Here is a 19,925-nt window from a genome sequence, read left to right on the forward strand (position 1 = left end):
CCCGGCTGCGGGCACCGGTGCCCGCAGCCGGGGCTCGCCGCCCCGGCCGGCGGTGTCCGGATCGTGGACGGTCGGGGCCGGGTCAGACCGCGAGCGCCTGGGCGCGGCGCTTCACCTCCGTGCCGCGGTTCTCACTGAGTGCCTGGGCGGGCGTGCCCGGCAGGGAGGGGTCGGGGGTGAAAAGCCATTCCAGCATCTCTTCGTCCGTGAAGCCGTCGTCCCGCAGGAGCGTCAGGGTCCCGGTCAGGCCCTTGACGATCTTGTCCCCGTCGATGAAGGCGGCGGGTACGTGCAGCGCGCGGTTCTCACCTCGGCGTACGGCGATGAGCTGGCCCTCCTTGACCAGCTGCCGGACGCGCGTCACCTCGACACCGAACATCTCGGCGATGTCGGGCAAGGTGAGCCAGGCGGGGACGAGAGCATCGATCTTTGCGTCAATCTCGGTCACGGGACAAGCGTGCCATCTGCCACCGACAGTCGGAAGCCGGCCCCGCCCACCTGGGCGGACGCGCCGGGCCGGGAGTGTCACGCCGTCGCCGACTTCAGGGGTCGCGCCGGGTCCGCCAGCGACTCCGCGTCCATCGCCGTGCCCGCCTCGATCAGCCTGCGTCCCTGCGCCAGGTCCCGGGGCCGTCCCACCGCGAGCAGCGCGACCAGGCGGGACCCCCGCAGCCAGCAGACGCTCCACGCCGCCTCGGCGGGGTCCCCGCGCCACACCGTCCGGTCGGCGTCCGCGTGGTGTCCCGCGTACTGCACGAAGCGCCCGAACTGCTCGGACCAGAAGTACGGCACCGGGTCGTAGGCCACCGGCTCCCGGCCGGTGGCCGTGCCGAGGATGTTCACGGCGACCGTGCGCGGCCCCTGGAGGGCGTTGTCCCAGTGGTGGACCAGCAGACGCTCGCCGTAGCGCCCGGACGGGAAGGACGCGCAGTCGCCGACCGCGTACACGTCCGGCAGGGAGGTCGCCAGATGGCGGTCGGCGACGACCTCCCCGTGCGCCCCGAGCTCGATTCCGGAGCCCGCCAGCCATGCGGTGGCGGGCCGGGCCCCGATGCCGACGACCACGGCGCCCGCGGGCAGCCGCGTGCCGTCGTCCAGGACCGCGGCGCCGGGTTCGACGCGCTCCACGCGCGCGTGCGTGCGCAGGGTGACGCCCGCCTCGGCGTACCAGGCGGCCATCGGGACGGTCACCTCGGCGGGCAGCGCCTCGACGAGCGGCCGTTCCCCCGCCTCCACGACGGTGACCGCGCAGCCCGCCTCGCGGGCCGCCGTGGCGAACTCCGCGCCGATCCAGCCGGCGCCGACCACCACGATGTCGTGCTGCCGCGCGAGCACCGGCCGCAGCCGCGCGACGTCGTCCAGGGTGCGCAGCAGGTGCACGCCGGGCACGCCCTCCGCGCCCGGCAGCCGGAGCGGTTCCGCACCGGTGGCAACCACCAGGACGTCGTACGGGACGGGCCCGTTCTCCGTGTCCAGTTCGTGGTCGGCGGGGCGCAGGCCGAGCACCTCGCAGCCGAGCCGCAGTTCGACGCCGGCGTCCTCGAAGTCGACGTCGAAGGCGGAGTCCTCGGCCTTGCCGAGCAGCACCGCCTTGGACAACGGCGGTCTGTCGTACGGCTGGTGGGGTTCCGCGCCGATCAGGGTCACGGCGCCGGTGAAGCCCTGCTCCCGCAGGGCGAGGGCGGTCTGCACGCCGGCCATGCCCGCGCCCGCCACCACCACCCGCCGCGGCTCGGACCGTCCCGGTCCCTGCGTCTGCTCGCTCACCCGATCACCTTAGACACCTGACGCGGCATCATCGCCGAGCTGTTCCACCACGCTCGTCCCACTGCCCGGCTGCGACTCCCACTGCCAGTTCTCCTCCAGCCGTACCCGCCCGTCGGGCAGCTCCACGACCGTCGACACGCAGTGCCCCGAGGAGGTCGTGCCGTCCCGCTTGAGCTGCACGTACCGGAAGTCCAGCCGGTCCCCCGCGCGGGTGCCCACCAGGTACCCGCGTACGACGTCGCCGCCCGCGTACTCGGCCCAGATCTCGCCGCCCCGCTCGTGGTAGACGAACCGGGTGCGGGTGCCGACCTGGCCGGGGGCCTGGTCGGCCACGGGGGCGAGGACGAGTCCGTCGAGTGATGGTGCCACGCGGAGGCTCCCTTACAAGCGCGGTGTACTGCGGGCTAGGGTGGCCAACGTACAAGCACTCGCGGGAGCCCGGACGCACCGGGCTGAGAGGGAGGCTGGCGGCCTCCGACCGTACGAACCTGATCCGGGTCATGCCGGCGAAGGGAGGGGCTGGACGCCCATGTCGCCCACGCGCACCTCAGACGTCCTCGTCGTCGGGGGCGGGATCATCGGTCTGGTCACGGCCTGGCGGGCCGCGCAGCGCGGTCTCGCCACGGCCGTGGTGGACCCCGGGCCGGGCGGCGGAGCCGCCGAGGTGGCCGCCGGGATGCTGGCCGCCGTCACGGAACTGCACTACGGCGAGGAGACCCTGCTCGGTCTGAACCTCGCCTCCGCGCGGCGCTATCCCGGCTTCGCGGCCGAACTGACCGAGCTGACCGGCCACGACCTCGGCTACCGCGCGTGCGGCACGCTCGCCGTGGCACTGGACGCCGACGACCGCGCCCACCTGCGGGAACTGCACGCCCTGCAGCAGCGGTCGGGGCTGGACTCGCAGTGGCTGTCCGGGCGGGACTGCCGGCGCCTGGAGCCGATGCTCGCGCCGGGGGTGCGCGGCGGCCTGCGGGTGGACGGCGACCACCAGATCGACCCCCGGCGGCTGGCGGCCGCGCTGGTCACCGCCTGCGAGCGCGCGGGCGTGACCGTCCACCGCGCGCGGGCCGAGCGGCTCGTCGTCGCGGGAGACCGCGCGACGGGCGTGGTCACGGCCGACGGCACCGAGCTGGGTGCCGGGCAGGTGGTGCTCGCCGCGGGCAGCCTCAGCGGGCGGCTCGCGGGCGTCCCGGCGGACGTCCTGCCTCCCGTGCGTCCCGTGAAGGGGCAGGTGGTGCGGCTGACGATGCCCGCGCGGCACGGTCCCTTCCTGAACCGGACCGTGCGGGCCGTGGTGCGCGGCAGCCATGTCTACCTGGTGCCGCGCGAGAACGGCGAGCTGGTGATCGGGGCGACCAGCGAGGAGATGGGCTGGGACACCACCGTGACCGCGGGCGGCGTGTACGAGCTGCTGCGCGACGCCCACGAGCTGGTCCCCGGCATCACCGAGCTGCCGCTGACCGAGACCCGGGCCGGACTGCGCCCCGCCTCCCCCGACAACGCGCCGCTGCTCGGCCCGACGGAGCTCGAGGGGCTGCTGCTCGCCACCGGCCACTACCGCAACGGCGTCCTGCTGACGCCGGTCACCGGCGACGCCATGGCGGAGGCCCTGACCACCGGCGCCCTGCCGGAGGTGGCCCGCCCGTTCACCCCCCGGCGCTTCGGCGCCGCCGTCCGCACGGAGCAGCCCGCATGAACGTCTCGGTCAACGGGGAGCGCCGGGAGTTCGCGCCCGGCACGGCTCTCGACCTCGTCGTGAAGTCACTCACCGCGGCCCCCTCCGGGGTGGCCGCCGCCCTCAACGAAACCGTCGTCCCGCGCGCGCAGTGGCCCGCCACGCCCCTCAGCGAGGGTGACCGGGTGGAAGTCCTGACCGCCGTCCAGGGAGGCTGACCATGGCCGACGATCCGTTCCTCCTCGGTGGTACGTCCTTCACGTCCCGCCTGATCATGGGCACCGGCGGGGCGCCGAGCCTCGACGTGCTGGAGCGGGCGCTGGTGGCGTCCGGGACGGAGCTGACGACCGTCGCGATGCGGCGGGTGGACCCCACGGTGCACGGGTCCGTGCTGTCGGTGCTGGAGAGGCTGGGCATCCGGGTGCTGCCGAACACGGCGGGGTGCTTCACCGCCGGGGAGGCGGTGCTCACCGCGCGCCTCGCGCGGGAGGCGCTCGGCACGGACCTGGTCAAGCTGGAGGTCATCGCCGACGAGCGGACGCTGCTGCCGGACCCGGTCGAGCTGCTGGACGCGGCGGAGACGCTGGTCGACGACGGGTTCACGGTGCTGCCGTACACGAACGACGATCCGGTGCTGGCGCGGAAGCTGGAGGACGTGGGGTGTGCGGCGGTCATGCCGCTGGGGTCGCCGATCGGGTCGGGGCTGGGGATCCGGAATCCGCACAACTTCGAGTTGATCGTGGAGCGGGCGGGGGTGCCGGTGATTCTGGACGCGGGGGCGGGGACGGCGTCGGATGTGGCGCTGGCGATGGAGCTGGGGTGCGCGGGGGTGATGCTGGCGTCCGCCGTCACCCGGGCGCAGGAGCCGGTGCTGATGGCTTCCGCGATGCGGTGTGCCGTGGAGGCGGGGCGGCTGGCTCGGCTGGCGGGGCGGATTCCCCGGCGGTGGTTCGCCGCGGAGGCGTCTTCTCCTGCGGAGGGCATGGCCGTGCTGGATCCGGAGCGGCCGGCGTTTTGACGGTGGCGTTCGCTGGGCTGGGCGGGGGCCGGAAGCGCTTGCCGACGCTTGCGGGGTGCCTCCCCCAGAGGGGGTGCCCCCAGCGCCCACCCGTGCCGCCCTGCGGCACGACTGCCCGCAGCTACGGCGGTGCGGCTGTCCGCGGCTACCCACGTCACAGGTCCGCTTCAACGAGGAGCGAAGCGGTGAGGGGTGTCGGTGGGGGCTCGTAGACTCACTGCGTGGATACGACCCTTCAGGACCCCCTGGTCGGGCAGGTGCTCGACGGCCGGTATCGCGTCGAGGCGCGGATCGCGGTCGGCGGGATGGCCACGGTCTACCGGGCCGTGGACACCCGTCTGGACCGCGTCCTCGCGCTCAAGGTGATGCACCCCTCCCTCGCGGCCGACGGCTCGTTCGTCGAGCGGTTCATCCGCGAGGCGAAGTCGGTCGCCCGGCTGGCCCACCCGAACGTGGTGCAGGTCTTCGACCAGGGCACCGACGGGGCGTACGTCTACCTGGCGATGGAGTACATCGCCGGCTGCACCCTGCGCGACGTGCTGCGCGAGCGCGGCGCACTCCAGCCGCGGGCCGCGCTGGACATCCTGGAGCCGGTGCTGGCCGCGCTCGGCGCCGCGCACCGGGCCGGGTTCGTGCACCGGGACATGAAGCCCGAGAACGTGCTGATAGGGGACGACGGCAGGGTCAAGGTCGCCGACTTCGGTCTGGTGCGCGCCGTGGACTCGGTGACGAACACCACGGGCACCGTGCTGGGCACGGTCTCGTACCTGGCCCCCGAGCAGATCGAGAACGGCATCGCGGACCCCCGCGTGGACGTCTACGCCTGCGGCATCCTGCTCTACGAGATGCTGACCGGCGAGAAGCCGCACGACGGCGACTCCCCGGCGATCGTGCTCTACAAGCATCTGCACGACGACGTGCCGGCCCCGTCGGCCGCCGTGCCCGGCATGGCGTACGAGCTGGACGAGCTGGTCGCGTCGGCGACCGCGCGCAACCCCGAGCTCCGCCCGCACGACGCGGTGGCGCTGCTCGCGCAGGCCCGCGCGGGGCGCGGCCGGCTCACCGACGAGCAGCTCGACGCGGTGCCGCCGCAGGCGCTGACGTCGGAGCACGACAACGCCGAGGACCGTACGAGCGTCATCCCGCGCTCTCTGAACGTTCCCCGTCCGCTGCCCGTCGACGAGGACGACGAGGCCGCGGGCCCCCCGCACCGCACCAGCCGGTTCCAGTCCCCGCCGCCGTTGCCGCCCCGGCGGCGGACGGCGCTGCGGCGCGGACCGATGGCGGTCGTCGTGGCCGTGCTCCTGGTCCTCGGGGTCGGCACGGGCATCTGGTACATCAACTCCGGCCAGTTCACCAAGGTCCCGCCGCTGCTGGGGAAGACCGAGCAGGAGGCCAGGGAGCGGCTGGCGGACGCCGGGCTGGACGCCGGCCAGGTGAAGGAGGCGTACAGCGACACCGTGGAGCGGGGCACGGTGATCAGCACCGACCCGAAGGCGGGCGCCCGTGTCCGCGGCAGCGACTCGGTGTCGCTGACGCTCTCCAAGGGCCGGCGGACCGTGCGGGTGCCCGACCTCGACGGCTACCGGCTGGACAAGGCGCGGGACCTGCTGAAGGACGAGGCTCTGGAGCCGGGCATGGTCACCCGTGAGTTCAGCGACACCGTGGAGCGGGGCTCGGTGATCTCCACGGAGCCGGGCAAGGGCACCGAGGTCCGCGCGGACTCCGCCGTGGCGCTGACCGTGAGCAAGGGCAGCCCGGTGGACGTGCCGGACGTGACCGGCGACGACGCGCAGGACGCCCGCGCGGAGCTGGAGGAGGCCGGTCTCAAGGTGAGGATCGCCGACGGGCGGGTCAACTCCGAGTACGACGCCGGTCAGGTGGCCCGGCAGACCCCGGGCGCGGGACGGCAGGCCGCCGAGGGCGACACCGTGACGCTGACGCTGTCCAAGGGCCCGGAGATGATCGAGGTGCCGGACGTGATCGGCGACAGCGTGGACGAGGCCAAGGAGAAGCTGAAGGACGCCGGGTTCGGCGTGTCCGAGGACCGCGGGCTGCTCGGACTCTTCGGCGACACCGTCGAGGGCCAGTCCGTGGACGGCGGGGACACCGCGCCCAAGGGCTCGACGATAACCATCGAGATCCGCTGACCGACGGGACCGGCGCGCGTGACACCCTTGACGGGTGAAGAGTCACCTGTCCGGTCCCGCCCGCAACCCGGTCGGCGGCCACGTCCCCGTGGCCGGCGGTCTGCACTCCGTCGGCCTGTCCTACGCCCGTGAGCTGAACGCCGAGGCGGTGCAGGTCTTCGTCGCCAATCCGCGCGGCTGGGCCACCCCGGCCGGCAGTCCGAAGCAGGACGAGGCGTTCCGCGCGGCCTGTGCGGCCGGTTCGATCCCGGCGTACGTGCACGCCCCGTACCTGATCAACTTCGGGTCCCACACCGAGGCGACCGTCGAGCGGTCCGTGGAGTCGCTGCGGCACTCGCTGCGGCGCGGCCGGGAGATCGGCGCGCTGGGCGTGGTGGTGCACACGGGCAGCGCGACCGGCGGACGGGAGCGGGCGGTGGCGCTGCGGCAGGTACGGGAGCACATGCTGCCGCTGCTCGACGAGCTCACCCATGACGACGACCCGTTCCTGCTGCTGGAGTCCACGGCGGGGCAGGGCTCCTCGCTGTGCTCGCGGACCTGGGACTTCGGGCCGTACTTCGAGGCGCTGGACGCCCATCCGAAGCTGGGCGTCTGCCTGGACACCTGCCACGTCTTCGCGGCCGGCCACGACCTGACCGGGCCGGACGGGATGCGTCAGACGCTGGACCTGCTGGTGGACACCGTCGGCGAGGGCCGGTTGAGGCTGATCCACGCCAACGACTCCAAGGATGTGGTCGGCGCGCACAAGGACCGGCACGCGAACATCGGCGCCGGGCACATCGGCGAGGACCCGTTCCGGGTGCTGATGACGCACCCGGCGACCGAGGGCGTGCCGCTGGTCATCGAGACGCCCGGCGGCAAGGAGGGACACGCCGCGGACGTGGAGCGGCTGAAGAAGCTGCGGGACGCCTGAGACCGTACGGCGGTCAGAGCTCGGGCCCGTCCCCGGGACCCTCCTGGTAGGAGTAGCGCTGCTCCGTCCAGGGGTCGCCGACGTTGTGGTAGCCGCGTTCCTCCCAGAAGCCCCGGCGGTCGGCGGTCATGTACTCCACACCGCGCACCCATTTGGGGCCCTTCCAGGCGTACAGATGGGGGACGATCAGCCGCAGCGGAAAGCCGTGCTCGGCGGTGAGCAGTTCGCCGTCCTTGTGGGTGGCGAAGAGGGCGCGCTCGGAGGTGAAGTCGGTCAGCCGGAGGTTGGAACTGAATCCGTACTCCGCCCAGACCATCACATGGGTGACGTCCGGCGCGGGCGGGGCGATGTCCACGACGGTGCGCGCCGGGATCCCGCCCCACTCGGCGCCGACCATGCTGAACTTGGTGACGCAGTGCAGGTCGGCCACGACGGTGGTGTACGGCAGGGCCGTGAACTCCTCGTGGTTCCAGCAGTGCTTCGCACCGTCGGCGGTGGCGCCGAAGACCCGGAACTCCCAGCGTTCGGGCCGGAACTTGGGGACCGGCCCGTAGTGCGTGACCGGCCAGCCCTTCTGCAGCCGCTGCCCCGGCGGGAGCTCGAACCGCGCCGCTCCTTCTGCTGTGCGCTCCCCCGATTCGCGTTCCGCCGGCTGACCCATGCCTCCATCCTGACAGACCGGTGGCGATGCCCCTGAACCGGGCCCGGCAGAATCGGTCAAACAGGTGCAGAAAGGACCGAGTATGCACTTACTTACTAAGTCAAGACTTACTGGACGATCTTCTTCGCCGGTGCAATCATGCGGCCCAACCGGCCAGTTCCCCCGCGCGGAAGGAGCCCATGCGATGCAGGGCGACCCCGAGGTCATCGAATTCCTGAACGAGCAGCTGACCGCCGAGCTCACGGCGATCAACCAGTACTTCCTGCACTCGAAGCTGCAGGACCACAAGGGCTGGACGAAACTCGCCGAGTACACGCGCGCCGAGTCCTTCGACGAGATGCGCCACGCCGAGGTGCTCACCGACCGCATCCTGATGCTCGACGGCCTGCCGAACTACCAGCGGCTGTTCCACGTCCGGGTCGGGCAGACCGTCACCGAGATGTTCCAGGCCGACCGGGAGATCGAGCTGGAGGCGATCGACCGGCTGCGCCGCGGGGTGGAGGTCATGCGCACCAAGGGCGACATCACGTCGGCCAACGTCTTCGAGGCGATCCTGGCCGACGAGGAGCACCACATCGACTACCTGGACACCCAGCTCGACCTGATCGAGAAAATGGGCGAGGCGCTGTACCTGTCGACGGTGATCGAGCAGTCCCAGCCCGACTCGTCGGGTCCGGGGACGAGCGGCTTCTCGACCCCCTAGGGGAGGTCCTACGCGGCTCCCGGGAGCTGCGCCGCGAGCGGCGGCTCACCCTGGTCGACGAGCTGGCGGCGCGGGCACGAACCGCGGCCGAGCAGCGCCTGGATGCGCCGTACGCAGCCGCCGCAGTCGGTACCGGCCTTGCAGGCGGAGGCGATCTGCCGGGGCGTGCACGCTCCGGCGTCCGCGTGACTCCTCACCTGTTCCTCGGTCACACCGAAGCAACTGCAGACGAACACGCGGTTCACCTCCCGATACGGTACTGGGCCGAGCCGCCCCGACCCCTGATCGGTGAGGCTAACCTAACCTTACCTGTCGCCCGAAGGGCACAAAAGTGAGGTGGGGCGCGATCCGGTGTGATACACGCCCCACCCCTTCGCCGGTGTCACCGGCCGCGCCGGCTACTGGTCGCGGTACATCTCCGCGACGAGGAACGCCAGGTCCAGCGACTGGCTGCGGTTGAGCCGCGGGTCGCAGGCCGTCTCGTAGCGCTGGTGCAGATCGTCGACGAAGATCTCGTCGCCGCCGCCCACGCACTCGGTGACGTCGTCACCGGTGAGCTCCACGTGGATGCCGCCCGGGTGGGTGCCGAGCCCCTTGTGGACCTCGAAGAAGCCCTTGACCTCGTCGAGCACGTCGTCGAAGCGGCGGGTCTTGTGGCCGGAGGCCGCCTCGAAGGTGTTGCCGTGCATCGGGTCGGTCACCCAGGCCACGGTGGCACCGGACGCGGTGACCTTCTCGACCAGCTCGGGGAGCTTGTCACGGATCTTGTCCGCGCCCATCCGGACGATGAAGGTCAGCCGGCCGGGCTCACGCTCGGGGTCGAGGCGCTCGATGTACTGCAGCGCCTCCTCGGCCGTGGTGCTCGGGCCGAGCTTGATGCCGATCGGGTTGCGGATCCGCGAGGCGAACTCGATGTGCGCGTGGTCCAGCTGCCGGGTGCGCTCACCGATCCACACCATGTGCCCGGAGACGTCGTAGAGCTGCCCGGTGCGCGAGTCGACGCGGGTGAGCGCCGACTCGTAGTCGAGCAGCAGCGCCTCGTGCGAGGAGAAGAACTCGACGGTCTTGAACTCCTCCGGGTCGGTGCCGCAGGCCCGCATGAAGTTCAGCGCGTTGTCGATCTCCCGGGCGAGCTGCTCGTAGCGCTGGCCGGAGGGCGAGGACTTCACGAAGTCCTGGTTCCAGGCGTGCACCTGGCGCAGGTCGGCGTAGCCGCCGGTGGTGAAGGCGCGCACCAGGTTCAGCGTGGACGCCGACGCGTGGTACATGCGCTTCAGCCGCTCGGGGTCCGGGATCCGGGCCTCTTCGGTGAAGTCGAAGCCGTTGACGGAGTCGCCCCGGTAGGTCGGCAGCGTCACGCCGTCGCGGGTCTCGGTCGGCTTGGAGCGCGGCTTGGAGTACTGGCCGGCGATCCGGCCGACCTTCACGACCGGCACGGATGCCGCGTACGTGAGGACGGCGCCCATCTGGAGGAGGGTCTTGAGCTTGTTGCGGATGTGGTCGGCGGACACGGCGTCGAAGGCCTCGGCGCAGTCGCCGCCCTGGAGGAGGAACGCCTCTCCCTTGGCGACGGACGCCATCCGGGCGCGCAGCTGGTCGCACTCGCCCGCGAAGACGAGCGGCGGATACGACTCGAGGTCCGCGATCACTGCGCGCAGAGCCTCGGTGTCGGGGTACTCGGGCTGCTGCGCCGCGGGCAGGTCTCGCCAGGTGTTGCCAGCGCTCGGGCTGGTCTTAGCGTTCACGGTCACGCCCTCAACACTACGGGGTGCTTTCGCCGCCTCCGGGCCATGCCCAGAAAGTGAGACACGCGATACGTTCCGTAGACATGGGGTAGGGTGCGTCACATGTTCGCGCACTCGACCCAGAACTGGTGGTGGCCCGCTTCTCCGGCGGCCCACTGACTGCGCGTACGCAAGACTTCGCGAAGGCCGCCCGAGGGGCGGCCTTCGGTGTTTCCCGGGGCCGTTCCTCACGCTCATGACAGCGACGACACGAGGAAGGCCCCTCATGGACCTGGCACAGCTCCCGCACGACGACCGTCCCTTCGCCCTGCTGCGCCGCCGCACGCCGGGCCACGACCACGACGTGGTCGAGCTGCTGATCGGCCCGGTCGGCACGCGTGACCTGCTGGCCGACCTGCCCGACGAGTGCCTGGCGGTCGTCCCCTTCCGCCAGATCCGCGAGCGCGGCTTCGACGTCCGCGACGACGGCACCCCGCTGCTGGTGCTGACGCCCGAGGAGCGGTACGAGATCCCGCTCGCCGAGGCCCTCGACCGGCTCCCCGCGCACGACGTCCGGGTGGAGGGCGGCGGCTTCGACGTCGACGACGAGGAGTACGCGCGGATCGTCGGGCGCGTCCTCGACGAGGAGATCGGACGGGGCGAGGGCGCCAACTTCGTGATCCGGCGGACGTACGAGGGTGGGATTCCCGGGTTCGGACGGGCCGACGCGCTCGCGCTGTTCCGGCGCCTCCTCGAAGGGGAGCGGGGGGCGTACTGGACGTTCGTCGTGCACACCGGTGAGCGCACGCTCGTCGGGGCCAGCCCCGAGGTGCATGTGCGGGCGTCGGGCGGGACGGTCGTGATGAACCCGATCAGCGGCACCTACCGCTATCCCGCCGAGGGGCCGACCCCCGAGCACCTGCTGGAGTTCCTCGCCGACGGCAAGGAGATCGAGGAGCTGTCGATGGTCGTCGACGAGGAGCTCAAGATGATGTGCACCGTCGGCGACATGGGCGGGGTCGTGGTCGGGCCCCGGCTGAAGGAGATGGCGCACCTCGCGCACACCGAGTACGAGCTGCGCGGCCGGTCCTCGCTGGACGTGCGCGAGGTGCTGAAGGAGACCATGTTCGCGGCGACCGTCACCGGCTCGCCCGTCCAGAACGCCTGCCGGGTGATCGAACGGCACGAGGCCGGCGGACGCGGCTACTACGCGGGCGCGCTGGCCCTGATCGGCCGCGGCGAGGGCGGGGCCCAGACGCTGGACTCCCCCATTCTGATCCGCACCGCCTACATCGACCCGGCCGGCGGGCTGCGGGTGCCGGTCGGGGCCACGCTGGTGCGCGGCTCCGCCCCGGCGGGCGAGGTCGCGGAGACCCACGCCAAGGCGGCCGGCGTGCTGGCCGCACTGGGGGTGCGTCCGGGACGCCCGCGCGAGGAGTCCGTACGGCCGAGGCTGGCCGACGACCCCCGGGTGCGGGCGGCGCTGGACGGACGGCGGGCCTCCCTGGCGCCGTTCTGGCTGCGGATGCAGGAGCGTTCGGACGAGCTGACCGGGCACGCCCTGGTCGTCGACGGGGAGGACACCTTCACCGCGATGCTCGCCCACGTACTGCGCGCCACCGGGCTGGACGTGACCGTCCGCCGGTACGACGAACCGGGGCTGCGGGAGGCGGTGCTCGGGCACGAGGGGCCGCTGGTGCTGGGCCCCGGACCGGGCGACCCGTCCGACACGGCCGACCCGAAGATGCGCTTCCTGCGCGCCCTGACCGCCGAGGTGATCGGGGAGAACCGGCACGGCGTCCTCGGGGTCTGCCTCGGCCACGAGCTGATCGCGGCCGAGCTGGGCCTGGAGACCGTGCGCAAGGAGGTGCCGTACCAGGGGGCGCAGACGGAGATCGACCTGTTCGGGCGGCCGGAGACGGTCGGCTTCTACAACAGCTTCGTGGCGCACTGCGACGACGACACCGCACGGGAGCTGGCCGCGCACGGCGTCGAGGTGAGCCGTACCGCGAACGGCGAGGTGCACGCGCTCCGGGGGCCGGGCTTCGCCGGGCTGCAGTTCCACCCCGAGTCGGTGCTGACCCTGAACGGCACGGCGATCGTCCGGGAGCTGATGGGTCAGCTCCGGGGCACCAGCACGTTCTCGGAGCGGCGGCCGGCGGTGTAGTCGAGGACGTTGTCCACCGTGGTCCCGACGATCTGCCCGACGGCGTCCGCGGTGTAGTACGCCTGGTGGGACGTGACCAGGACGTTCGGGAACGTGACGAGGCGGGCCAGGGTGTCGTCGTCGACGGCCTCCAGGGACTTGTCGAGGAAGAACAGTCCCGCCTCCGCCTCGTACACGTCCAGGCCGACACCCGTGAAGCGGCCCTCGCGCAGCTCGGCGACGAGGGCCGCGGTGTCGATGAGGCCGCCCCGGCTGGAGTTCACCAGGATCGCGTCGTCCCGCATGGCCTTCAGGGCGTCGGCGTCGATGAGGTGCTGGGTTGCGGGCAGCAGCGGGACGTGCAGGCTGATCAGGTCGGACTCGGCGAGGAGCCGCTCCTTGGGGACGTAGGTCATGCCGAGGTCCCGGCAGGCGGGGTTCTCGTGGACGTCCCAGCCGAGCAGCCGCATGCCGAAGCCGTGGGCGATCCGGGCGAACGCCTCGCCGATCTTCCCGGTACCGAGGATGCCGGCGGTGCGGCCGTGCAGGTCGCGGCCCATCAGTCCGTCGAGCCGGAAGTCGAAGTCGCGGGTGCGGGTGGAGGCGCGGACGATCCGGCGGTTGACGGCCATGGCGAGCGTCCAGGCGAACTCGGCGACCGAGTACGGCGAGTAGGACGACACCCGGGCGATCGTCAGACCGAGCCGTTCGGCGACCTCCAGGTCGATGTTGTTGAAGCCGGTGGAGCGCTGGGCGACCATCCGGGTGCCGCCGGCCGCGAGGTCGGAGAGCACCTCGGCGCCGAGGTCGCAGTTGACGCTGGTGGAGATGATCTCGTGGCCCGCGGCGATGGGGGCGGTGTCCGCGTTGAGGAAGACGTCGAGGCCGCGCACCTCGTGATGCCCGGCGAAGGCCCGCTCGATCAGGGGCTTCTCGTCGGCCTGCACTCCGAACGCCAGGATCTCCACGGTTCCCTCCGGGGTGTGTGCCGGGTTCATTGCCGTACCCGCGAATATACGAGGGCCGGGGAAGGTGCGCCTGGGCCGGACGGGGCAGCGGTGGGGCCGGTCTACTCGTCGTCGAGGCCGCGCTCTATGGCGTAGCGGACGAGTTCGACGCGGTTGTGCAGTTGCAGCTTGCCGAGGGTGTTCTGGACGTGGTTCTGCACGGTGCGGTGGGAGATGACGAGCCGTTCGGCGATCTGCTTGTAGCTGAGGCCCTTGGCGACCAGGCGCAGCACCTCGGTCTCGCGGTCGGTCAGCCGGGGTGCGCCCGGTTCGCCGTCGGCGGGGGCGGGTCCGGCCGGTTCGGAGGCGAGGCGGCGGTACTCGCCGAGGACCAGTCCGGCCAGGCCCGGGGTGAACACCGGGTCGCCGGCCGCCGTACGGCGCACCGCGTCCCGCAGCTCCTCGGTGGAGGCGGACTTCAGCAGGTAGCCGGTGGCGCCGGACTTGACGGCCTCCAGGACGTCGGCGTGCTCGCCGCTCGCCGAGAGCACGAGCACGCGGACGGCGGGGTTCGCGGCGACGACCTCCTTGCAGACCTGGACGCCGGGCTTGCCGGGCAGGTTCAGGTCGAGGACGAGGACGCCGGGCGCGGCGGCCTTGGCGCGGCGCACCGCCTGGTCGCCGTCGCCTGCGGTGGCGACGACCTCGAAGCCGGACTCGGACAGGTCGCGGGCGACGGCGTCGCGCCACATGGGGTGGTCGTCGACCACCATGACCCTGATCGGGTCCCCGTGGTCCCCGTGGTTCCTGTGTTCCCCGGTGCTGTCCGTCATCGCCGTTCCGCCTTCCCCCGCGGGTCCTTCGTTTCCTTCACGTCCTTGGGCACCTTCAGTTCGACCTCCGTGCCCTGCCCCGGCACCGAGATCAGTTCCGCGCTGCCGCCGAGGTCGCGCAGCCGGCCCCGGATGGACAGCGCCACGCCGAGCCGGCCCTCGCCCTCGGCCTGGGCGAGCCGGCCCTCGGGGATGCCGGGACCGTCGTCGCGGACGGTGACGATCACCTCGTCCGGTTCGTCCTCGACCAGGATCCAGGCGCGTGCCCGCTCCCCCGCGTGCCTGCGGACGTTGTCCAGGGCGGCCCCGACGGCGGCGGCCACCTCCCGCGCGGCGGCCGGCGCCAGGCGCACCGGCGCTCCGGGCTCGGCGAGGCTGACCAGGGAACCGGCGTAGGGGGTGAGCAGGGTGCGCAGGTCGACCGGCCCGTCGTCCCCGGTGTCGTCCTCGTCCACGGCCCGTACGACGGCGCCCTCGGCGGTGTCCTCCGAGGCCCGGGAGACGGGGACGAGCCCGCCGGAGACCAGGGTGCGCAGGGCGACCTCCTGCTCCCCGGCCATCCGGCCCAGTTCGGCGGCCTCGCCGCCGATGACCGCGCCCCGGCGCTGCACCATGGCCAGCACCTGGAGCACGCTGTCGTGGATGTCCCGCGCGAGGCGCTCCCGCTCCCTGGTCGCGGCCTCGATCTCCAGTGCGCGGGCGAGGGTGCGCTCGGAGGCGCGGGCGACCTCGACGACGTAGCCGATGGCGATGGAGGCGACCCACACGAGGATCACGTTGTGCACGGTGTCGCGGGCCGGGCTGCCGCGTTCGACGAGGTTGGCGGCGGCGACGAGGGTGGAGGCGAGGGCCGCCCAGCGCCAGCCGCCCTTGATGGCGAAGGCGAGCACCGATCCGGCGGTCCAGATGGACGGCAGTGTCGGGCCGCCTCCGTGGACGCGTTCGGGTGCGTCGGCGAGGGGCGTGAGCAGAATGCCGACGATCGCGATGGTCAGGTCGGCGGTGAGGAAGCGCTTGGTGCAGGCGGCCTCGCTCGCGGTCCTGGGCAGGGTGGCCAGGGTCCACACCGCGAGGACGGCGAAGTAGCCGACGGCGAGCCAGGGGCGGGGGAACTCCTCGTGGGCGGTGGCGAACAGGCCGATCGCGTACACGAGGGTGAGGACCCGGTAGCCGGTGAGCGCGCGCCACAGCGGCTGCTCCACCGACATGCGCATGACTCGCTCGCGCCTGGCCATGTCCCCCACTCCCCCTCCGCGCCCCCTCCAGGGGCCGGGCCGTCACCCGTCCTACTGCTCCCGGCCGTCCCGCTCCATGGCGGCCCTCAGCTTCTCGGCCTGTTCCTTCTCCGCGCGGGCGAGTGCGGCCTTCGCCGCCTTCTCCGCTTCCTTCTCGGCCTTGGCCGCCTCCGAGAGCTGCCGCTTCATGACGGTGGCGTACATGTCGACGTACTCCTGCCCGGACAGCTTCATGATCTCGTACATGACCTCGTCGGTCACCGCGCGGAGCACGAAGCGGTCGTGCTCCATGCCCTGGTAGCGGCTGAAGTCCAGCGGCCTGCCGATCCGTATACCGGGCCGCATCAGCTTCGGCATGACCTGTCCGGGCGGCTGGATCTTCTCCGTGTCGATCATGGCGACCGGTATGACGGGCGCCCCGGTGGCCAGCGCCACGCGCGCGAGGCCGCCCGGCTTGCCCCGGTAGAGGCGGCCGTCGGGCGAGCGGGTGCCCTCCGGGTAGATGCCGAACAGCTCGCCGCGCTCGATGACCTCGATGCCGCTCCTGATCGCGGCCTCGCCCGCGCCGCGCGTGCCGGAGCGGTCCACCGGGAGCTGTCCCACGCCCTTGAAGAAGGCGGCCGTCAGCCGGCCCTTCACGCCCGGGGTGGTGAAGTACTCGGCCTTGGCGATGAAGGTGACCTTGCGGTCCAGCACGGCCGGCAGGAAGAAGGAGTCGGAGAACGACAGGTGGTTGCTGGCCAGGATGGCGGGGCCCTCGGCGGGGATGTTCTCCAGGCCCTCCACCCAGGGCCTGAAGGCGAGCTTCAGCGGCCCTCCGATGGCGACCTTCATCGTGCCGTACAACAACCGAGTGCCTCCTGTGCGTGTTCGTCAGACCATATCCCGGAGTGCGCTCAAAGGCCCCGACGGCCCTGGTCGGTGTCAGTGCGGTCGCGTACGGTGAAGGTCCTGCAACCCGTGTGCGGCGCCTGCCGCGATCATCGTGACGTACCAGACCTTCCTACGAACAGGAGGCCGAAGGTGCCGCTCCTGACCGGAGCCGAGCCGTTCCGCCACGAGGGCGGGGAGACCGCCGTCCTCCTCTGCCACGGCTTCACCGGTTCACCGCAGTCGCTGCGCCCCTGGGCGAAGCACCTCGCCGCTCGCGGCCTGACCGTCTCGCTGCCGCTGCTGCCCGGCCACGGCACCCGCTGGCAGGACCTCTCGGTCACCGGCTGGCAGGACTGGTACGCGGAGGTGGACCGCGAGCTGCGACTGCTGCGGGACCGCCATGAGCGGGTGTTCGTCGCCGGTCTGTCGATGGGCGGCGCGCTGGCGCTGCGGCTGGCCGCGTTCCACGGTGACGCGGTGAGCGGGGTGGTGGTCGTGAACCCGGCGAACAAGGTGCACGGGGTGGCCGCGCACGCCCTTCCGGTGCTGCGTCATCTCGTCCCCGCGACGAAGGGCATCGCGAGCGACATCGCGAAGCCGCTGAGCAGGGAACTCGGCTACGACCGGGTGCCGCTGCACGCGGCGCACTCCCTGCGGAACCTCTTCCGGCTCGTCGACGGCGAGCTGCCCCGGGTCACCCAGCCGTTGCTCCTGCTGCGCAGCCCCCAGGACCATGTGGTGCCGCCCGCGGACTCGGCGCGGATCCTCGGCCGGGTGTCGTCGACGGACGTCACGGAGATCCTGCTGGAACAGAGCTACCACGTGGCGACGTTGGACTACGACGCGGAGCGGATCTTCCAGGAGAGCACCGCGTTCATCGGCCGGCTCGCACCCGGCGCCGTCAAGGAGCCCGGTCTCGGCAAGGAAGGGACGACCGCAGGTGGCTGAGCACGACTCGGACCGCGAGGACCGCGAGGACCGTGAAGGCCGCGAGCCGGAGGAGAAGGGGGTTCCCTTCGACGAGGCCGCCGCGTGGGAGGCGATCGTCGCCGGGTACGGCGAGGAGCCGCCGGACCCGCCGGGCGCCAAGCCGTTCAAGTCCGTCGAGGACCTGGCGCTGCTGGAGCCCGAGACGAACGAGGACGAGGCGAAGGCCGAGTCCCCCGTCAAGGCCGAGGAGAAGCCGGCCAAGCCGCTGGGCGGCTCCGTCTCCTTCGCGCCCGGCGTCGGCGGCCCGCGCGACTACAGCGTGGCCGAGCCCTCGGACGACGACCTCGACGAGACCGACGAGGGCCACTTCGTCCCGCCGGAGCCGCCCCCGCTGCCGGACGCCGACGTCACGTCGAAGTTCGCCTGGCTGGGAGTGCTCGGCGGCCCGGTCCTGCTCCTGCTGGCGATCCTGCTCGGCTGGGAGATGACCTGGTGGCTGACCACCGTGTGCATCGGCGGCTTCCTGGGCGGCTTCGCCACGCTGGTGATGCGCATGCGCACGGACGACGAGGACGACGACGATCCGGGGCGGGGAGCGGTGGTCTGACCGCTGCTACGCGGCGGGAATCCTGAGGGCGGCCAGGACCGGGAGGTGGTCCGTGGCCGCCCTCAGGTCCGCCGCGCTCACTCCGGGCTGTTCGAGCGGAACCCCGCAGCCCAGCACCTCGACGCCCTTGGTGACGAAGAGGGCGTCGATCCGCCGGTGCGGTTCGTCACGGACCCAGGTGTGCTCACCGCCCCAGGGAGCGGCGGCCCAGCAGTCGGTGAGCGACTCGGCCAGCCGTCGGAAGGTGCGCCCGCCCGGCCGCTCGTTGACGTCCCCGCCGGCGATGACGTGCTCGACGCCCGTCCCGGCGACCCGGTCGAGCAGCATCCCGCCCTGCTCGTACCGCTCGCTCCCCTCCAGCGACAGATGACAGCTCAGCACCCCGACCCGGGCGCCCCCGAACCGTACGACGGCGGTGGCGAACCCCCGCCGGTGCTGCCCGGGCGTGAGCGGCAGCAGCACGTCCTCGGTGCGCTCGACGGTGGCCCGCAGCGAGCACAGGATCGCGGGCCCGGCGGCGGTGGCACCCCCGGAGAGGATGACGAGGCCCGTCTCCGAGGCGAGCCGGGCCAGCTTCTTGCGCCAGCGGAAGAACCGCGGCGCCTCCTGGAGCAGGACGAGATCGGGAGCGCAGGCGGTGATCACCCGGGCGAGGGCGCCGGTGTCGTCGCGCAGGGAACGGATGTTGTAGCTGAGCACCCGGATGACGGCCGAACCGTCGGACTCGGTCCGGGAGTCGGGCAGCAGCGGAGTCGTCGCCATGCGGATCAAGATACGCCGCCCGGCGCGCGGTGACGTAGGTCGGTACCGCACCCGCACGAAGAAGTCATGCCGGCAGTGGAAGGGCTATAGGGATCCCCTATAGCCCCTGCTCATATTTCGTCTTTGCCTCTCATTGTTTTCCGGACCTACCGTGAATCAGCAATTAAGCGATCGAGAGGACAGGCGGCATGACCGCAATCGAGAACGGGTCGGGAATTCGGGACCTCGCGGGAAAGCGGGCTCTGGTCACGGGTGGTTCCCGTGGTATCGGGGCGGCCGTCGTGCGCCGGCTCCTGGAAGCGGGCGCCGAGGTGCTCACGACCGCCAGGTCGGCGTCGGACACGGTGCCGGAGGGGGCGGCCTTCGTGACGGCCGACGTGCGGACCCGGGCCGGCGCCCAGGCGCTCGCCGCGGCCGCGCGGGAGGTGCTCGGCGGGGTGGACATCCTGGTCCACAACGCGGGTGGGGCGCGACCCCACAAGAGCGCCGTGGCCATCCCCGAGGAGGAGTGGCAGGACGCGCTCGACCTGAACTACCTGGCGTCGGTGCGGCTGGACTCGCTGCTGGTACCGGGGATGCGGGAACGGCGTTCGGGGGTGATCGTGCACGTCTCCTCGGCCGCGGTCCCCACCTCGGCACCGCCGTTCCTGCACTACACGGCGGCGAAGGCGGCGCTGGAGAACTACAGCCGGGGACTGTCCCTGGAGCTGGCCCCGTCCGGGATCCGGGTCAACACCGTGACTCCCGGCAGGGTCGCCACCCCCGGCGGCGAGGCGACGCGTGAGCAGTGGGCGCGGCTGAGCGGGGCACCGGCCCGGACCAACGCCGACGACACCCCTCCGCTGGGGCGCGACGGCCGGCCCGACGACCTCGCCCACGCGGTGCTGTTCCTCGTGTCCGACCGGGCGAGCTGGCTGACCGGGAGCAATCTCGTCGTGGACGGCGGGGAATTCCCCAGGAGCTGACGCCGACGGTATTTCG

Annotated in this window: 22 protein-coding genes and 1 riboswitch; of the genes, 11 read left to right on the plus strand and 11 right to left on the minus strand. The window is 72.2% G+C overall.

From position 1 onward, the window contains the following. Nucleotides 1-82: 82 nt before the first annotated feature. From ACF1DX_RS24210 to ACF1DX_RS24220, 3 genes are all read right to left on the minus strand, one after another. Nucleotides 83-448, minus strand: coding sequence for an Rv2175c family DNA-binding protein (locus tag ACF1DX_RS24210; protein WP_391793208.1), 366 nt, complete (start codon nucleotides 446-448; stop codon nucleotides 83-85). Nucleotides 449-525: 77 nt separating this feature from the next. Beyond that, entirely contained in the window at nucleotides 526-1,767 is a 1,242-nt protein-coding gene (locus ACF1DX_RS24215; RefSeq protein ID WP_391793209.1) for an NAD(P)/FAD-dependent oxidoreductase, read from the minus strand. Nucleotides 1,768-1,776: 9 nt separating this feature from the next. Further along, nucleotides 1,777-2,136, minus strand: a complete 360-nt coding sequence (locus tag ACF1DX_RS24220; protein ID WP_391793210.1) for a hypothetical protein — start codon at nucleotides 2,134-2,136, stop codon at nucleotides 1,777-1,779. 51 nt (nucleotides 2,137-2,187) lie between these two features. Next, nucleotides 2,188-2,299, plus strand: a riboswitch (TPP riboswitch). On the opposite strand from ACF1DX_RS24220, the gene thiO reads away from it, so the two are divergent. The 5 genes from thiO (at nucleotide 2,297) to ACF1DX_RS24245 (ending at nucleotide 7,523) form a co-directional block, all read left to right on the plus strand. After that, the gene (thiO, locus tag ACF1DX_RS24225) at nucleotides 2,297-3,463 is read left to right on the plus strand and encodes a glycine oxidase ThiO (protein ID WP_391793211.1); all 1,167 of its coding nucleotides are present in this window, start codon (nucleotides 2,297-2,299) and stop codon (nucleotides 3,461-3,463) included. Its footprint overlaps the riboswitch before it by 3 nt. Beyond that, nucleotides 3,460-3,660: a sulfur carrier protein ThiS gene (thiS, locus tag ACF1DX_RS24230; RefSeq protein WP_030859005.1), complete on the plus strand. Its 201-nt coding sequence runs from the start codon at nucleotides 3,460-3,462 to the stop codon at nucleotides 3,658-3,660. Before thiO ends, thiS begins: the two co-directional genes overlap by 4 nt. 2 nt (nucleotides 3,661-3,662) lie before the next feature. Then, nucleotides 3,663-4,460 (plus strand): thiazole synthase, encoded by a 798-nt coding sequence (locus ACF1DX_RS24235; protein ID WP_391793212.1) that lies wholly within the window; start codon nucleotides 3,663-3,665, stop codon nucleotides 4,458-4,460. A 221-nt stretch (nucleotides 4,461-4,681) separates the two neighbouring features. After that, nucleotides 4,682-6,610 carry a Stk1 family PASTA domain-containing Ser/Thr kinase gene (gene pknB, locus ACF1DX_RS24240; protein WP_391793213.1) on the plus strand — a complete coding sequence of 643 codons (1,929 nt, stop codon included), beginning with the start codon at nucleotides 4,682-4,684 and terminating at the stop codon, nucleotides 6,608-6,610. Nucleotides 6,611-6,644: 34 nt separating this feature from the next. Then, nucleotides 6,645-7,523: a deoxyribonuclease IV gene (locus ACF1DX_RS24245; protein ID WP_391793214.1), complete on the plus strand. Its 879-nt coding sequence runs from the start codon at nucleotides 6,645-6,647 to the stop codon at nucleotides 7,521-7,523. Nucleotides 7,524-7,536: 13 nt separating this feature from the next. On the opposite strand, the gene ACF1DX_RS24250 is transcribed toward ACF1DX_RS24245, so the two are convergent. Continuing rightward, complete coding sequence (locus ACF1DX_RS24250) at nucleotides 7,537-8,184, minus strand: sulfite oxidase-like oxidoreductase (protein ID WP_391793215.1); 648 nt, start codon at nucleotides 8,182-8,184, stop codon at nucleotides 7,537-7,539. A 184-nt stretch (nucleotides 8,185-8,368) separates the two neighbouring features. Between ACF1DX_RS24250 and bfr the strand changes: the two genes are divergently transcribed. After that, the gene (gene bfr, locus ACF1DX_RS24255; protein ID WP_391793216.1) at nucleotides 8,369-8,887 is read left to right on the plus strand and encodes a bacterioferritin; all 519 of its coding nucleotides are present in this window, start codon (nucleotides 8,369-8,371) and stop codon (nucleotides 8,885-8,887) included. Nucleotides 8,888-8,895: 8 nt separating this feature from the next. Here the strand turns inward: bfr and ACF1DX_RS24260 are convergent, their stop codons facing one another. After that, on the minus strand, nucleotides 8,896-9,132 hold the full coding sequence (locus ACF1DX_RS24260; protein ID WP_391793217.1) for a bacterioferritin-associated ferredoxin: 237 nt from the start codon (nucleotides 9,130-9,132) through the stop codon (nucleotides 8,896-8,898). Nucleotides 9,133-9,285: 153 nt separating this feature from the next. Further along, complete coding sequence (locus ACF1DX_RS24265; protein ID WP_073936596.1) at nucleotides 9,286-10,638, minus strand: class II 3-deoxy-7-phosphoheptulonate synthase; 1,353 nt, start codon at nucleotides 10,636-10,638, stop codon at nucleotides 9,286-9,288. A 96-nt stretch (nucleotides 10,639-10,734) separates the two neighbouring features. Here ACF1DX_RS24265 and ACF1DX_RS24270 point away from each other — a divergent pair, with 96 nt between their 5' ends. Next, a complete protein-coding gene (locus tag ACF1DX_RS24270; RefSeq protein WP_107062014.1) occupies nucleotides 10,735-10,791 on the plus strand; it encodes a trp operon leader peptide in 57 nt (18 codons plus the stop codon). Nucleotides 10,792-10,897: 106 nt separating this feature from the next. After that, nucleotides 10,898-12,778 (plus strand): anthranilate synthase family protein, encoded by a 1,881-nt coding sequence (locus ACF1DX_RS24275; protein WP_391793218.1) that lies wholly within the window; start codon nucleotides 10,898-10,900, stop codon nucleotides 12,776-12,778. On the opposite strand, the gene ACF1DX_RS24280 is transcribed toward ACF1DX_RS24275, so the two are convergent. The 4 genes from ACF1DX_RS24280 to ACF1DX_RS24295 form a co-directional block, all read right to left on the minus strand. Continuing rightward, nucleotides 12,730-13,725 (minus strand): 2-hydroxyacid dehydrogenase, encoded by a 996-nt coding sequence (locus ACF1DX_RS24280; RefSeq protein WP_391793260.1) that lies wholly within the window; start codon nucleotides 13,723-13,725, stop codon nucleotides 12,730-12,732. The two genes, ACF1DX_RS24275 and ACF1DX_RS24280, sit on opposite strands and share 49 nt — an antisense overlap. 101 nt (nucleotides 13,726-13,826) lie before the next feature. Next, nucleotides 13,827-14,537, minus strand: a complete 711-nt coding sequence (locus tag ACF1DX_RS24285) for a response regulator (RefSeq protein ID WP_391793219.1) — start codon at nucleotides 14,535-14,537, stop codon at nucleotides 13,827-13,829. Then, nucleotides 14,534-15,772, minus strand: coding sequence for a MacS family sensor histidine kinase (gene macS, locus ACF1DX_RS24290; RefSeq protein WP_391793220.1), 1,239 nt, complete (start codon nucleotides 15,770-15,772; stop codon nucleotides 14,534-14,536). Before macS ends, ACF1DX_RS24285 begins: the two co-directional genes overlap by 4 nt. A 51-nt stretch (nucleotides 15,773-15,823) precedes the next feature. Then, nucleotides 15,824-16,606: a lysophospholipid acyltransferase family protein gene (locus tag ACF1DX_RS24295; RefSeq protein ID WP_391793261.1), complete on the minus strand. Its 783-nt coding sequence runs from the start codon at nucleotides 16,604-16,606 to the stop codon at nucleotides 15,824-15,826. 189 nt (nucleotides 16,607-16,795) lie between these two features. Here ACF1DX_RS24295 and ACF1DX_RS24300 point away from each other — a divergent pair, with 189 nt between their 5' ends. Then, nucleotides 16,796-17,593 carry an alpha/beta hydrolase gene (locus tag ACF1DX_RS24300; RefSeq protein WP_391793221.1) on the plus strand — a complete coding sequence of 266 codons (798 nt, stop codon included), beginning with the start codon at nucleotides 16,796-16,798 and terminating at the stop codon, nucleotides 17,591-17,593. After that, a complete protein-coding gene (locus ACF1DX_RS24305; RefSeq protein ID WP_391793222.1) occupies nucleotides 17,586-18,182 on the plus strand; it encodes a hypothetical protein in 597 nt (198 codons plus the stop codon). The genes ACF1DX_RS24300 and ACF1DX_RS24305 overlap by 8 nt, the downstream gene beginning before the upstream one ends. Before the next feature lie 6 nt (nucleotides 18,183-18,188). Here the strand turns inward: ACF1DX_RS24305 and ACF1DX_RS24310 are convergent, their stop codons facing one another. Next, complete coding sequence (locus tag ACF1DX_RS24310; protein ID WP_391793223.1) at nucleotides 18,189-18,944, minus strand: endonuclease/exonuclease/phosphatase family protein; 756 nt, start codon at nucleotides 18,942-18,944, stop codon at nucleotides 18,189-18,191. Nucleotides 18,945-19,132: 188 nt separating this feature from the next. Here ACF1DX_RS24310 and ACF1DX_RS24315 point away from each other — a divergent pair, with 188 nt between their 5' ends. Then, nucleotides 19,133-19,909 (plus strand): SDR family oxidoreductase, encoded by a 777-nt coding sequence (locus ACF1DX_RS24315; protein ID WP_391793224.1) that lies wholly within the window; start codon nucleotides 19,133-19,135, stop codon nucleotides 19,907-19,909. Nucleotides 19,910-19,925 lie beyond the last annotated feature (16 nt).

This window comes from Streptomyces sp. NPDC014676, from assembly GCF_043084105.1.
Classification (GTDB): domain Bacteria; phylum Actinomycetota; class Actinomycetes; order Streptomycetales; family Streptomycetaceae; genus Streptomyces.

Bases quoted from the DNA above. Each gene is read 5' to 3' on its own strand.
- thiO (WP_391793211.1), top strand. From the start codon at position 2,297: ATGTCGCCCACGCGCACCTCAGACGTCCTCGTCGTCGGGGGCGGGATC.
- thiS (WP_030859005.1), top strand. From the start codon at position 3,460: ATGAACGTCTCGGTCAACGGGGAGCGCCGGGAGTTCGCGCCCGGCACG.
- ACF1DX_RS24235 (WP_391793212.1), top strand. From the start codon at position 3,663: ATGGCCGACGATCCGTTCCTCCTCGGTGGTACGTCCTTCACGTCCCGC.
- ACF1DX_RS24250 (WP_391793215.1), bottom strand. From the start codon at position 8,184: ATGGGTCAGCCGGCGGAACGCGAATCGGGGGAGCGCACAGCAGAAGGA.
- bfr (WP_391793216.1), top strand. From the start codon at position 8,369: ATGCAGGGCGACCCCGAGGTCATCGAATTCCTGAACGAGCAGCTGACC.
- ACF1DX_RS24275 (WP_391793218.1), top strand. From the start codon at position 10,898: ATGGACCTGGCACAGCTCCCGCACGACGACCGTCCCTTCGCCCTGCTG.
- ACF1DX_RS24285 (WP_391793219.1), bottom strand. From the start codon at position 14,537: ATGACGGACAGCACCGGGGAACACAGGAACCACGGGGACCACGGGGAC.
- macS (WP_391793220.1), bottom strand. From the start codon at position 15,772: ATGGCCAGGCGCGAGCGAGTCATGCGCATGTCGGTGGAGCAGCCGCTG.
- ACF1DX_RS24295 (WP_391793261.1), bottom strand. From the start codon at position 16,606: ATGAAGGTCGCCATCGGAGGGCCGCTGAAGCTCGCCTTCAGGCCCTGG.
- ACF1DX_RS24310 (WP_391793223.1), bottom strand. From the start codon at position 18,944: ATGGCGACGACTCCGCTGCTGCCCGACTCCCGGACCGAGTCCGACGGT.
- ACF1DX_RS24315 (WP_391793224.1), top strand. From the start codon at position 19,133: ATGACCGCAATCGAGAACGGGTCGGGAATTCGGGACCTCGCGGGAAAG.